At 66.7% G+C, this 13,267-nt stretch carries 13 protein-coding genes and 2 tRNA genes; 3 read left to right on the forward strand and 12 right to left on the reverse strand.

What is annotated here, in order from left to right:
- Window positions 1-3: 3 nt before the first annotated feature.
- A complete protein-coding gene (locus tag ACW176_RS18815; protein WP_492110212.1) occupies window positions 4-2,010 on the reverse strand; it encodes a TonB-dependent receptor in 2,007 nt (668 codons plus the stop codon).
- Between the two features lie 254 nt (window positions 2,011-2,264).
- Here ACW176_RS18815 and ACW176_RS18820 point away from each other — a divergent pair, with 254 nt between their 5' ends.
- The 3 genes from ACW176_RS18820 (at window position 2,265) to ACW176_RS18830 (ending at window position 7,057) form a co-directional block, all read left to right on the forward strand.
- On the forward strand, window positions 2,265-3,326 hold the full coding sequence (locus tag ACW176_RS18820; protein WP_492110213.1) for a glycosyltransferase family 4 protein: 1,062 nt from the start codon (window positions 2,265-2,267) through the stop codon (window positions 3,324-3,326).
- 17 nt (window positions 3,327-3,343) lie between these two features.
- On the forward strand, window positions 3,344-5,509 hold the full coding sequence (locus ACW176_RS18825) for an amylo-alpha-1,6-glucosidase (protein WP_492110214.1): 2,166 nt from the start codon (window positions 3,344-3,346) through the stop codon (window positions 5,507-5,509).
- Between the two features lie 309 nt (window positions 5,510-5,818).
- Window positions 5,819-7,057 carry an acetyl-CoA C-acetyltransferase gene (locus ACW176_RS18830; protein WP_492110215.1) on the forward strand — a complete coding sequence of 413 codons (1,239 nt, stop codon included), beginning with the start codon at window positions 5,819-5,821 and terminating at the stop codon, window positions 7,055-7,057.
- A 74-nt stretch (window positions 7,058-7,131) separates the two neighbouring features.
- On the opposite strand, the gene ACW176_RS18835 is transcribed toward ACW176_RS18830, so the two are convergent.
- The 11 genes from ACW176_RS18835 to ACW176_RS18885 form a co-directional block, all read right to left on the reverse strand.
- Window positions 7,132-7,208: transfer RNA gene (locus tag ACW176_RS18835), tRNA-His, on the reverse strand.
- Window positions 7,209-7,336: 128 nt separating this feature from the next.
- Window positions 7,337-8,065 (reverse strand): energy transducer TonB, encoded by a 729-nt coding sequence (locus tag ACW176_RS18840; protein WP_492110216.1) that lies wholly within the window; start codon window positions 8,063-8,065, stop codon window positions 7,337-7,339.
- A 9-nt stretch (window positions 8,066-8,074) separates the two neighbouring features.
- Window positions 8,075-8,506: a biopolymer transporter ExbD gene (locus ACW176_RS18845; protein WP_419320940.1), complete on the reverse strand. Its 432-nt coding sequence runs from the start codon at window positions 8,504-8,506 to the stop codon at window positions 8,075-8,077.
- A gap of 5 nt (window positions 8,507-8,511) precedes the next feature.
- Window positions 8,512-9,405: a MotA/TolQ/ExbB proton channel family protein gene (locus ACW176_RS18850; protein ID WP_492110217.1), complete on the reverse strand. Its 894-nt coding sequence runs from the start codon at window positions 9,403-9,405 to the stop codon at window positions 8,512-8,514.
- 609 nt (window positions 9,406-10,014) lie between these two features.
- Window positions 10,015-10,090 (reverse strand) — tRNA-Phe (locus ACW176_RS18855).
- A 92-nt stretch (window positions 10,091-10,182) separates the two neighbouring features.
- Window positions 10,183-10,362 (reverse strand): DNA gyrase inhibitor YacG, encoded by a 180-nt coding sequence (locus ACW176_RS18860; RefSeq protein ID WP_492110218.1) that lies wholly within the window; start codon window positions 10,360-10,362, stop codon window positions 10,183-10,185.
- A complete protein-coding gene (locus ACW176_RS18865) occupies window positions 10,359-11,402 on the reverse strand; it encodes a ribonuclease E/G (protein WP_419320937.1) in 1,044 nt (347 codons plus the stop codon). The genes ACW176_RS18860 and ACW176_RS18865 overlap by 4 nt, the downstream gene beginning before the upstream one ends.
- Entirely contained in the window at window positions 11,399-11,995 is a 597-nt protein-coding gene (locus tag ACW176_RS18870; protein ID WP_492056968.1) for a Maf family nucleotide pyrophosphatase, read from the reverse strand. Before ACW176_RS18870 ends, ACW176_RS18865 begins: the two co-directional genes overlap by 4 nt.
- A gap of 5 nt (window positions 11,996-12,000) precedes the next feature.
- Window positions 12,001-12,219 (reverse strand): translation initiation factor IF-1, encoded by a 219-nt coding sequence (gene infA / locus ACW176_RS18875; RefSeq protein ID WP_035044427.1) that lies wholly within the window; start codon window positions 12,217-12,219, stop codon window positions 12,001-12,003.
- 96 nt (window positions 12,220-12,315) lie between these two features.
- Window positions 12,316-12,771, reverse strand: a complete 456-nt coding sequence (locus ACW176_RS18880; protein WP_492110219.1) for an arsenate reductase/protein-tyrosine-phosphatase family protein — start codon at window positions 12,769-12,771, stop codon at window positions 12,316-12,318.
- Between the two features lie 6 nt (window positions 12,772-12,777).
- Window positions 12,778-13,254, reverse strand: a complete 477-nt coding sequence (locus ACW176_RS18885; RefSeq protein WP_492056967.1) for a UPF0262 family protein — start codon at window positions 13,252-13,254, stop codon at window positions 12,778-12,780.
- Window positions 13,255-13,267: the final 13 nt, after the last annotated feature.

Genomic DNA, 13,267 nt, shown 5'->3' on the forward strand with positions numbered 1-13,267 from the left:
TCCTCAGTTCAACGCCACGCGCAGACCGATCCGCGCCATGCGGGGACTGGCGAAACCCGCCACGCCATCCGCCGTGCGCGAGACCTCGACCGCTTCGTCCAGCAGGTTGTCGGCGGCCAGATAGGCCGTGACCCCGCTGGCCAGGCGCCAATCGGCGCGGGCGTCGAGCCTGAGCCCCGCCGCCAGGACGCGGCTGTTGAGGTCGTCGTCAAAGCGCTTGCCCTCCCAGGTCAGGTCGGCGTCGAGGTTGAGGCGGTCGGAAACTTGCCACGACAGGCCCGTGGTCGCGCTCCAGATCGGCGCCTGGGCGGGACGCTTGCCCGTCAGCTGAGGCGCCGCCGCGCCGCCGTCCACGCGAGCGTCGGTGATGGAGGCGGCCGCCCTGAGATCGACCGCCGCACCCAGCTTGCGAGTGGCGCGCGCCTCAAGGCCGATAGCGGAGATCTCGCCGGTGTTGCGTCGTTCGCGCAGCACCCCGCCGGCCGGCACGAATCCCGCGCGAGGGAAGATGGCCGGACCCGCGCCAAGGGTGACATTGGCGATCGGATCCTCGATCCGGTTCCAGAACGCCGTCGCCTCGATCAGGTGGCGCTCGCCCTGGCTGGATACCCCCGCCTCGACCCCGAACAGTCGCTCGGGCAGCAGGGCGGCGTTGGCCTCGGTGATGTCGTTGCCGACCCGGAAGGGGCGGTGCAGTTCATTCAGGGTCGGGGGGCGGAAACCGCTATAGGCCGCCAGCCTCAGGGCACGCCCCTGGCCGAAATCCCGACGCGCGCCAAGGCGGGCGGTGGCGACCTGGCCATCGCGATCCACGGGTCTGTCGTCGAGCAGCACCGCGCCGGTGGCGGCGTCGCGCTCGACCCGCAGGCCCTGGCTGGAGGTCCAGCGATCCAGGCGCAGGCCGCCAGCCAGTAGCCAACGATCCAGCGTCCACGCCCCTTCGGCATAGGCGCCGGCCACGGAGGTCTCGCCGCCCGCACGCCGGTCCCGGGTGAAGGCTCCGGCCAGATAGCGGAAGCGCTCCCTCACCTCGCCCTCCGTGAAGCGCGCATCCAGGCCGACCTCGCCCTCGAACCGCAGCGAGCTCCAGCGCAGGGCGGCGTTGACGCCCTGACCGGTGGCGGGCGTGGCGTACTGATCATTGGCCGGGGTTGTCACGGCGCGATTGGCGGCGACGGCGACGGAGCTGTTGGCCAGGTCGCTTTCGCGTCGCCAGGCCTGAAGGCGCCAGCCCCAGCCGGCTTCAGCGGGCGCCCTGGCCAGGGTGGCGCTGATCGATGAGCCCGAAGCCTTGGCGCGGGCCCCGGCCAGACCCGCCCCGCGCGTATCCCTGTAGCCGCCCAACCGGACGGACAGTTCGGCGGCGCCCAGTGGCGCGTCAAGTCGAAGCGCGGCGCTGCGGGCGTCGAGATCGACGGGCGTGTCAGCCGCGCCCCGCGCTGGTCCACGGACAGGCGTATAGCCGTCGCCATGGTCGTAGGCGCCGCTGGCGAACAGCTGAACGCCGCCGATCTGCGTCGTGGCCGCAGCCGAAGCGCGCGTGACGCCAAGCGTTCCTGTCGAGAGATCAGCGACGGCGCCGGCATCGCGTTCGCGCAGGGAGATGACGCCCGTCAGAGCCCCCGCGCCATAGGGCCCCGCCCCGGCGCCCCGCACGATATCGGCCCCGGCCAGGGCCTCGGGCGCCAGCTGCGACCAGATCACCCAGCCGCCGAACGGATCGTTCAATGGCGCGCCGTCCAGCAGGACCAGTGTCCGCCCGGCGCCCGAGGGCGCGATGGCCCGCAGGCTGATCCCCTGGGTCGTCGGATTGGCCGAGAGGCTCGAGGTTCGCCGAAACAGCGACACGCCGGGCGTTCGGCCGAGCGCTTCATCGACCCGCACGGTGGAGGCCAGATCCGCCTGATCAATCCGCACGACCGAAAAGGCGGCTTCGCCGCGCAGGGGCGGCAGACGGGCGGCGGTCACTACGACAGCAGCAACGTCGGGAGGCGGTAAATCAACCGGCATGGATGTCCTGGTTCATCTAAAGATCTCTGGCGTCCGAGGTCAGGGGCAACGGCCGAATCCGCTGGGTCATATAAGCCTGCAACCTGCATGGCCGGCCGGCGCTCAGGAAGACCTATTGCGGCGCCCGGCTGAGCACATCGGTGGCGCATAGCCGAAGGTCTGCGAACAACTCAAGCCTTGGAGCGGAACCTTGGCGCGGTCAGCGCGGTTTCAGGATGCGGCCTAGACGTGGCCAGCCAGGGGAACAGTTCGCCATGCGTATCGCCCAAGTCCCGCCACTGTATGAGGCCGTCCCCCCTCGCCTTTATGGCGGCACCGAACGGGTCGTTGCGCATCTGACCGACGCCCTTGTCGAACTTGGGCACGACGTCACCCTGTTCGCCAGCGCGGAGGCCCAGACCAAGGCCAAGCTGGTCATTGTGCGCGATCAGGCCATCCGGCTGGACCCCGCCCCTCTGAAATCCGACCTGGCGGCGCATCTGGCGATGCTGCTGGAGGTTCGCGATCGCGCGGACGATTTCGACATCATCCACTTCCACACTGACATGCTGCAGTTTGGCCTGTTCGCGGACATGGCCGAGAAAACCCTGACCACCCTGCACGGCCGACTGGACCTGAAGGACCTGCCCAACCTCTATCGGCGTTATCCCGAATTTGGCCTGGTCTCGATCTCGGACTCCCAGCGCGCGCCGCTGCCGGAAGCCAACTGGGTGGGTACGGTGCTGCACGGGCTGCATTCCGACATCGACACCTATCGTGACAGAAGCGAGGGCTATCTAGCCTTCCTGGGCCGCATTTCGCCCGAGAAGGGCCCCGAGCGCGCCATCGCCATCGCCCGAAGCGTCGGACGCAAGCTGAAGATCGCCGCGAAGATCGACCAGGCCGACGTCGCCTATTTCCATGAGGTTGTCGAACCGCTGCTGGCGGATCCTCTCGTCGAGTTCGTCGGCGAGATCGGCGATCAGGACAAGGGCGCTTTCCTGGGCGGAGCCGACGCCCTGCTGTTTCCCATCGACTGGCCAGAGCCGTTCGGTCTGGTGATGATCGAGGCCATGGCCGCCGGTACGCCCGTGATCGCCTATGAGCGCGGTTCTGTGCGCGAGGTGATCGAGGACGGCCTCACCGGCTTTGTCGTCAACAGTCAGGCCGAAGCCGTCGCGGCGGTCGGCCGCCTGGGTAAGTTGAGCCGCCGCGCCATCCGGGACCGCTTCGACCTGCGGTTCTCGGCCACCGCGATGGCCCGGCGGTACCAGGCGCTCTACGATCAGATGATCGAGACGGGCGACATAGGTCTAAGCTTGGCGCGAAGCGCCTGACACGACAGGGCGACCCCATGGATGACGCTGCTCACGTCCCGCCCCAGGCAGCGGAACAGGAAAGCACGGGCGAGCCACGCCCGCCCTTCCCGCTCTATGCCCTGAAAGACCACGACACCTTCCTCGTCGCCGATTCCTTCGGCGACATCGGCGGCGTTGGGGATGGGCTGTTTCACAATGACACCCGCGTGCTGTCGAAACTCCGACTGACACTCGGCGGCGAGGCGCCGTCGCATCTCAGCTCATCGATGTCGCAGGACAACGTCTTCTTCAACTGCCACGCCACCAACCAGAACCTGCCGCTGCTGGGCGCGGGCGCGGCGCCGCACGGAACGATCCATCTGGAGCGCAAGCGCTTCCTGTGGGACCAGCGCTGCTACGAGCGCCTGACCTTCACCAACTACAGCCGCGATCTGGTCATGCTGCCCGTCAGCCTGGAGTTCGAGGCCGATTTCAACGACATGTTCGAGGTCCGCGGCTCCAAGCGTGGGGCCCGCGGCCTGCGCACGCCACCTGTGGCAGAGGGGCGCTCGGTCCGCTTTGCCTATACCGGCCTGGACAAGGTTGAGCGGAGCAGCGTGATCAGCTTCTCCGAACCGCCCGGCCGCCTCTCGCCCTCGCGCGCCGACTTTCTGTTCATGCTGTCAGCCGACGACCGCTTCGAGCTGTATGTCGAGATCGGGCCGACCCTGCCCCCCCCGCCGACCCGGCAGCGCTGGCGCGAGGCGGCCGCCCGGGCTCGGCTGAGCATGCGCCAGCGCACCCGGCGCGGGGCCCGTCTGCACAGCTCCGGCCGGCTATTCAACGAGTGGCTGGACAAGTCACGCGCCGACCTGGCCCTGCTGACCACGGAGCTCGACACCGGCCCCTATCCCTATGCCGGCATCCCCTGGTTCTCGACGCCGTTTGGCCGCGACGCGATCATCACCGCCTGGCAGGTGCTGTGGATCCAGCCCGAGCTGGCGCGCGGGGTGTTGTCCTATCTGGGCAAGCACCAGGCCGTCGAGATCTCGGCCTTCCAGGACAGCGCCCCCGGCAAGATCATGCACGAGACCCGGCGGGGCGAGATGACCGCCCTGGGAGAGCTTCCATTCGGCCGCTACTACGGCGGGGTCGACACCACGCCGCTGTTCGTCGGCCTGGCCTGCGCCTATGCAGAACGCACCGGCGACATGACCTTCATCGACAACCTGTGGCCCGTCCTGCTCAAGGCCGTCGGCTGGATCGAACAGTTTGGCGACAGCAACGGCGACGGCCTGATCGACTATGCGCGTGGCGCAACCAGCGGCCTGTCAAACCAGAACTGGAAGGACAGCGAAGACAGCGTCTTCCACGCCGACGGCAAGTTTCCCATCGGGCCGATCGCGGTCGTCGAGGTGCAAGGCTACGCCTTTGCCGCGTTCAGGGGCATGGCCGATCTGGCCTGGCGTCGTGGCGACGCGGCAAACGCCCGGCGGTGGGCCGAGCGGGCCGAGAGCCTGCGCCAGACCGTCGAGGACCGCTTCTGGATGGAGGACCAGGGCTTCTACGCCATGGCCATCGACGGCGCGGGAAAGCCCTGCCGTGTAAAGGGCTCCAATCCGGGTCACCTGCTGTTCTCGGGCCTGCCCAGTCCGGAACGGGCCAAGCGGGTCACCGAGACCCTTCTGGGTTCGGCGTTTCACGCCGGCTGGGGCCTGCGAACCCTGGCCTCAGGCGAGCCGCGTTTCAATCCGATGTCCTATCACAACGGCTCGATCTGGCCGCACGACACCGCTCTGTGTGTGCTGGGCATGGCCCGTTATGGCGAGCGCCACGGCGTGGTCAGGATGCTGGCCGGCCTATTCGAGACCGCCACCCATTTCGAAATGCGCCTGCCCGAACTGTTCTGCGGCTTCTCGCGCGCCGCCGGCGAGCCGCCCGTGGCCTATCCGGTCGCCTGCCTGCCGCAGGCCTGGGCCGCTGGATCGGTCTTCATGATGTTGCAGGCCTGCCTGGGCGTCACAGTGGATGGCTGGAAGGGCAAGGTCACCCTCAACGATCCGCGCCTGCCCATCGGCGTTGATCGGCTGGATATCGACAGCATCGTCCTGGGCGACAAGGTCGTCGACATTCGCCTGAGCCGAACAGGCGACAGGACCCGGGCGCGGATCAATCGCCAAGGCTCGACCGCCGGCGTCTGGCCAGGTCGACTGGCCTGTTGAGGCCACGCCGGGCGGTCTGATGCGCTCGCCCGGCACCTCGACCCTGGCGTCGAACTACGCCTAACTCGGCGTCACAGCCTCGATCTCGGCGATCAGCGTCTTGGCGCCGTCTTGCTCGACAGAGGCTTCGTCCAGCCTGTCGGTTTCGACCTCGCCGCGCGCCTGAGGTTCCGGAAACCGCGCTCCATGAGAGACGTTCGCGTCGCGCCGGAAAAATGGGACTGGACTGACCCAAGGGCGCCGCCCGTTTGATCTCATCAACCGCTCCGCCGCGACGCGAGATCGGCTCAAGGATCAGGAGGACGCCGTATGCCCGAAGCTCTCATCATCGACGCCTGCCGCACGCCGCGCGGCATAGGCAAGGTCGGCAAGGGCGCCCTCGCCGACTTTCACCCCCAGCATCTGGCCGCCACCGTGCTGCGCGCCCTGGCCGACCGTAACGGCCTGAACACGAGCCAGGTCGACGACATCATCTGGGGCACCAGCACCCAGCGCGGCAAGCAGGGCGGCGATCTGGGCCGCATGGCCGCGCTCGACGCCGGTTATGACGTGCGGGCCAGCGGCATGACGCTGGACCGCTTCTGCGGTTCAGGCATCACCACCGTCAACCTGGCCGCAGCCTCGATCATGTCGGGCATGGAAGATCTGGTGATCGCCGGTGGGACCGAAATGATGTCCTACACCGCCGCCACGGCGGACCGCTCGTCGGTGGGCCTGCTGGACTCCGGCAATCTGCGCCTTCGGGCTCGTCATCCGCAGACGCACCAGGGCGTCTGCGCCGACGCCATCGCGACGCTGGAAGGCATCTCCCGACAGGCGCTGGACGAACTGGCCGTGGTCAGTCAGCAGCGCGCCGATCAGGCCATCCGCGAGGGCCGGTTCGACCGCGCCCTGGTGCCGGTGCTGCGCGACGATGGTTCGGTGGCGCTGGACCGTGAAGAGTTCCCCCGTCCCCAGACCACCCTGGAGAGCCTGTCGCAGCTGAAGGCGTCGTTCGAGATGATGGCCGGCGTGCCGATCGACGAGGCCGGGACGACCCTGGGCGGCCTGATCAACCAGGTCTATCCGGACCTGAAAATCACCCACGTCCATCACGCGGGCAACTCCTCTGGCGTGGTGGACGGCGCGGCGGCGGTGTTGCTGGCCTCTCCGGCCTATGCGGCGGCCCACGGGCTCAAGCCCCGCGGCCGCGTCGTGGCCATGGCCAATATGGGCGACAGCCCGACCCTGATGCTCAACGCCCCGGTCCCGGCGGCCCGCAAGGTCCTGGCCAAGGCCGGGCTCACGGTCGACGATATCGACCTGTGGGAGATCAACGAGGCCTTCGCCGTGGTCGCCGAGAAGTTCATCCGCGACCTCAAGCTGGACCGCGACAAGGTCAATGTGAACGGCGGGGCCATGGCCCTGGGCCATCCGATCGGCGCGACGGGATCGATCCTGATCGGCACGATCCTCGACGAGCTGGAACGCCGCGATCTGAAGCGCGGCCTGGTGACCATGTGCGCGGCGGGAGGCATGGCCCCGGCGATCATCATCGAGCGTATCTGACACGCTCCTGGCAAACACGGACGACAAATGAAAAGGCCCCGGCTTCCGCCGGGGCCTTTTTCAGTCTCTGGCGATGGTACTGCCTCTCAGGCTTGAACTGAGGACCTCCGGTTCCACAAACCGGCGCTCTAACCAACTGAGCTAAGGCAGCGCATCGCGAGGGAGTGTCTTTAGTCGGAGGCGCGAGCAGGATCAAGCACCGAAACAGCCCCCACAAAAGGAAAACGCCCCGGAGCCGAGACTCCGGGGCGTTCCTGTCTTTTCCGGTCTGGCCAGGCCCTATTGCGGGACCTGGAAGACGATCGGAACCGTGATGGCGCCGCCATCGACGGGTGCGCCGTCGAGGGTCTTCGGCTTCATCCGGAAGAGGCGCGACAGCTTGATCGCGGCATCCCCGAAGCCGTAGTCGGCAGGGTTCTCGGAGACTACGGAGCAGCCTTCGAGTGAGCCCCTGGCCGTCACGGTGCACGAGATCGTCGCGCGGCCGTTGACTTCCATCCGTTGTGCACGGTCCGGATAGTACCGGGCCATGTCGTCCCCACTGGGCTTACGAGCCCAGTCAGGACGGGTGATCACCGAAGCGCGCGGCGGCGGCGTAGCCACCGGCGGAGCGGCCGAGATCACCGGCGGAGCCGATTGTTCAACCCGCTTCTCAACGGGAGGGATCGGCAGCGGCGGCGGCGGCGTGATGTCCGGCGGCGGCGCAATCGGAGGCCTAGGCTGAACCACCGCCGGCGGAGGCGGAGGCTCATTGGTCGGCGGAGGCGGCGGAGGAGGCGGCGGCGGCGGCGGCGGCGGGGGCGGAAGCTCCACGTCTACGGCGTCGTCCGAATACTCCTTGAAGACCGACTCAAATTTCTGCTTCGCCAGATAGGCAAACAAAGCAGCGTGCAAACCAACCACAACCAGGGTGGCAACCCCGAAGGCGCCTAGACCCTTCTTGCGTCGCGGACCGTCCGAAGTGAGCGGATCGTAGCGGCGATGCTCGGGCGTTTGTTGTTCAGCCATGCAGCACCCCTAGTTATCTTCCTTGCCGATGAGCGCCACGCTGTAAAAGCCGTTATCCTGGAGGGTGTTCATAACCTCCATGAAAGCTCCATAACGTGTCTTCTCGTCGGCTCGGATGTAGATGCGCTCCTTGGTAGGATCGCGTCTGCCAATGTTCTTGGCGAGGTCCTGCCCCATCTCGTCAACGGTGGTCTGAAAGTCGCCGATGTAGACGTTACCGTTGGCCTTGATGGAGATGTAGACCGGCTTCGGCGGGGTCGTCGATGCTTTCGCTACCGCCGGCGGCAGGTTTACTTCGACCGACACGGAGGCTAGCGGAGCCGCCACCATGAAGATGATCAGGAGAACCAGCATGACGTCCACAAAGGGCGTGACGTTGATCTCACTGTTCTGTTCGACGTTAAACCTGTCGCCCCCACCGCCTGAGAGTTTGGCGGCCATGGATCTTACGCCCCTTTGTCGAGCTGACGCGAGATGGCGTTCATCAGTTCAGCAACGAAGCCTTCCGAGCGCGTGCCGTAAGCCGAGATGCGGGTCTGGAAGTAGTTGTAGAAGATAACCGCCGGAATAGCGGCGAACAGACCAATACCGGTGGCGAGAAGCGCTTCGGCGATGCCGGGGGCGACGACGGCCAGGTTGGTCGTGTTGGTGTTCGCGATGCCGATGAACGAGGTCATGATCCCGTAAACCGTACCGAACAGACCGATGAACGGACCGCCCGAGCCGACCGAGGCCAGGAACACCATGCCGCCCGACAGACGCTTGGCCAGCGAGGCCTGGACCGCGTTGATGGCGTAGGTGGCGCGGGTCAGGGTGGAGTCGCGGTGCTCGCCGGCTACGGCCAGACCGGCCTGACGCGAGAGCTCGACTTCCTGAGCTGCAGCAGAGGCCATGTCCGCCATCGGGTTGCCTTCGAATTCTTCCGACGAACCGATGCGAGCGATATCAGCGATATTGCGCGCGCCGCGGAAGGCTTCCAGGAACTTGTCCGACTGCTTGTTCAGGGCGCCGAACTCGAAAATCTTCGTGATCAGCAGAACCCAGGAGAAGACCGAGGCGAGGATCAGGCCGATCATCACGACCTTAACGACCACGCCGGCTTGCATGAACATGCCGACGGGGGTGAGGGAGTGGCTTTCAGCCTTGGCGGGTTCTTCAGCGGCAGGCTCAACCGGAGCCGGAGCCGGAGCAGCAGCGGCGTCAGCGGCCGGGACTGCGGCGCTTTCGGCGGCGGCCGGGGCGGGAGCCGCGGCGTCCTGAGCGAAAGCCGGGGCGCTTGCCATCAGCGCGAGTGCGCCGACGAGAGCGATGAGGGGGGTCTTCCGTTTAATGTCGAGCATCTGTCGCCAGTTCCTGATTGGTCTAGCACGTTTGGACCGAGGGTCGTCGCGCGAGAGCGTTTCTACCCTAACTCTGAATAGTCCCCTAAGGCGGTCGATTTCTCTTCCAACCTCAGCGGACCCGCTTCGCTGCGCTCGACCCGTTACGCCCCTCGCGAGGACCATGCCCTCCAGAAGGATCGTTTCGAAGCGCGAATGGCCAAAGCCTCCGGAGAGGCTCTGACCTTACCCCAATGTTAGAATTGCGGCAGGGGTCCTTTGGCAACCCCTTTTCGTACCGTCAAGGGGTTCTTCTGGGCATAAAATTATCGTCGCAATTCCCATCACCCCCACCTTGCTGCACTGCACAAAAGCTAAATCAGGATTTAGGGGCGGTTTTTCCCTGGTAACGGGAATATTCGCGCTGCAGTGCAGCATGAAAACAAAACAGCGGTTGGTGAGAAGCAGGCGCCCAGCAGACCAGAGCGATTACAATCGTGCCTCGCCAGCGAGGCGGAACGCTCAGGCTGTGCGGCGGGCCGGACGGGGCGGTCCGGGCCAGCCAGGAGGTCGACTCAAACGGGCAGCCCCGGCTGCGGAGCATCAAACGAGGTCTGAAAGAGTAAAAAATGGTGCCTGGAGCCGGATTCGAACCAGCGACACGCGGATTTTCAATCCGCTGCTCTACCAACTGAGCTATCCAGGCCCTTGGGCCAAGCGATCCGAAAACCGCTTCAGCGCCCGCCTTGCAGCGGGGAGCCGCGTCTATAGGCGAGGCCGATTTGGTTGTCCAGCGCCCTAATCGTCATTCCTGCGGATCTCTTCCGAGAGCGGATTCTCGTCGTCATCGTCGGTCCCGGCGACCACGTATCGACCCGACAGCCAGCGCTGCAGATCCACGTCCGCGCAGCGCTTGGAACAGAAGGGGCGCGCCACCGGATCGACCGGCTTGCCGCAGATGGGGCAGCCACTGCTCATGATGCAGACACTTCCATGTGGTCGACCGGCCAGCCTTCGACCGCTTCAACGACGAATCTGCGCCCCAGACGGTCGGCCACGCCGGCGTCGAGCACGCTGAAGGCCGCCGCGACCAGGGGCGCGCAGCGGGCGATCAGGCGTCCGCCGGGATCGGCCCGGCCCTCACGCTCCAGGGCTCGCGCCAGACGGCGCGCCATGGCCGGCGGATTGGCCTGCCCGCGCTCATCCAACAGCCGGTCGAGAATCGATCGGCCGCGCCGGGGAATCGTCATCTCCAGCGTGCCGAAGCGACTGATCGCCCCGATCGCCACGCCGGGATTGTCGACCGAGAAGGCGTTGCGGGCCGCCGTCGACAGGGCCTGGCCGTCATGACCGCGCCCGACCAGGTCAAAGACGACAATGCCGCCCAGCCCCTTGAGACGCAGAATCCGGGCGGCGACGCCCAGGGCGGCCATATTGGCCTGCCGTGCGGCGCGCTTGGCGTCCAGACCCTCACGGGCGCCTAGGTCCACGTCGATCGCCACCAGGGCTCGCGTGGGCTCTATGCTGATGTCGCCGCCACCGGGCAGGGCGAAGAGGGTTTCCAGCGCCTCAGCCTCTGCGGCCTCGACAGCCTGCAGGGCCGCCTCGCCGCCGGTGGGCGATCCGGATTTCACCAGCAGGCGAAGCTGCTGTTCGACGGTAAAGGCCGGCTCGAGCACGCGGGGCTCGCCCTCCCCTTCCCCGATGAAACGGGCCACGGCCGACTTGTCGCGGCGCGAGGGGGTGCGGATCTCGATCTCGACCAGTCCGCCCTCGACCAGCTTGGGCATGTCGGGACGCAGGGGCAGCAGCACGTCCTGGCCGCCGGGCAGCTGGACGAAGGCCGAGGCGAAGGCCTTCTCGATCTTGCGGATGCGGGCCACGCCGCGAACGCCTTCGACGTCCAGCGGATCATCGCCGTCCCAGGTGGCGATCAGCCGCTCGGGCCGACCATCCAGGGTGACGACGCCGACGGTCTCGCCGACGCCCTTATAGAGATAGGCGCGACGTTCACTCATGATGCTTTCCAGCCCAGCCCGCGCAGCAGGTTCAGGGTCTCGTACAGCGGCAGGCCGACGACGCTGGTATAGGAGCCATGCAGGTCGATGATGAAGCCACCGGCCACGCCTTGAACGGCATAGCCGCCAGCCTTGCCGCGCCATTCGCCGCCGGCCAGGTAGTCGGCCTTCTCGAGATCGGAGAGCAGCTTGACCTGAACGCGGGTCTCAACCAGTCGCGAGGCCTCGCGGCCATCCGGCGCGATGACGGCCACGGCGGTCAGGACCTTGTGGTTGCGACCCGACAGCAGGGCCAGGCACTTGCTGGCCTGAGCCTCGGTCTCGGCCTTGGGCAGGATGCGCCGTCCGACCGCGACAACCGTGTCGGCGGCCAGGACGAAGTCGCCCGGAGCCCGGCCCGCCACAGCGCGCGCCTTTTCCCGCGCCAGGCGCAGGGCGTGGAGACGCGGGGTCTCGTCACGCAGGGGCGTTTCATCGATGTCGGCGGGATCGACCCGGTCGGGCGTGACGCCGACCTGCGCGAGCAGGTCCAGGCGCCGGGGACTCGCGCTGGCCAGAACCAGCGCCGGCTGGACGGCCGTAGCGGAAGCCATCGCCCCTACTTGAAGCGGTAGGTGATACGGCCCTTGGTCAGGTCGTAGGGCGTCATTTCAACCAGCACCTTGTCGCCGGCCAGCACGCGGATGCGGTTCTTGCGCATCTTGCCGGCGGTATGGGCGATGATCTCGTGGGCGTTTTCCAGCGTCACGCGAAAGGTCGCATTGGGCAGCAACTCGCTGACCGTACCGGGAAACTCAAGAAGTTCTTCCTTAGCCATCAGGCCTCTCAATTGGAGCAAACAGATAGCCGCGAGGACGCCCCGACCGGGTGGTCGAGACGTGAGCCGTCGCGGCGAGGCGCCTCTATAGCGCATTCACCCCCCGAACGTCGATGGCGCGCCGAAACGTCTCTTGATGGCGTCGGCCAGACCGTCGCGGACCTCGCGATAGGCCTCCAGCCGCGCCTCCCGCGAGCCGTCGACAAGGGTGGGGTCGTGGGTCGGCCAGTACTCGATATCGACCGCCCGGTCCCGCGCCAGCTCGACGGCGCGGTGCTGGGCCTCGGGGGTCAGGGATACGACGACGTCGAAACTGTCGTCTTCCAGCTGGGAAAAGGTCTTGGGTTTGTGATCGGAAACGTCCAGCCCCAGCTCGTCCATCACGGCGATCACAAAGGGGTCGATCCCCTCATCTGTGGGGTCGCCGCGCAGCCCGCACGAATCAACGAAGGCCCGGGTGCCGTAGAATCGCTTGAACAGCCCCTCGGCCATGGGCGAGCGCACCCGGTTGTAGTTGCAGGTGAAGAGGACGGCGTCCGGCAGAGCAGGCAACGCGCCCTAGCCTCGCCAGTGCAGCGCGCAGATCAGGGTGAACAGGCGCCGCGCGGTGTCGAGGTCGGTCTTGACCTTGCCCTCGAGCCGCTCGCGCAGCAGGGACGAGCCTTCGTTGTGCAGACCGCGCCGGCCCATATCCAGGGCCTCGATCTGCTGCGGCGTGGAGTTGCGGATCGCCGAATAATAGCTGTCGCAGATCATGAAGTAGTCCTTGATCACCCCCTTGAAGGGCGACAGGGACAACAGGTGCCGGCGCTCGTAGTTGGGCCCGCCGATATCGAAGGCCAGCCGGTTCTCGATCAGCGACAGTTTCAGGTCATACGGACCGCCATGGGCCTCGGCCGGCTCGAAATAGTTCGAATCGAGCAGATCGAAGATCGCGACCTGACGCTCCTGCTCCTGATCGCGCGAGGCGGCGGCGAGGCTGTCATCGTCGATGACGATCGATTTCAGGTGCTGATTGGCGTTGGCGTCGGTCATGGGTCGCCCAAGC

The organism is Caulobacter sp. FV1ye13L (assembly GCF_058681155.1).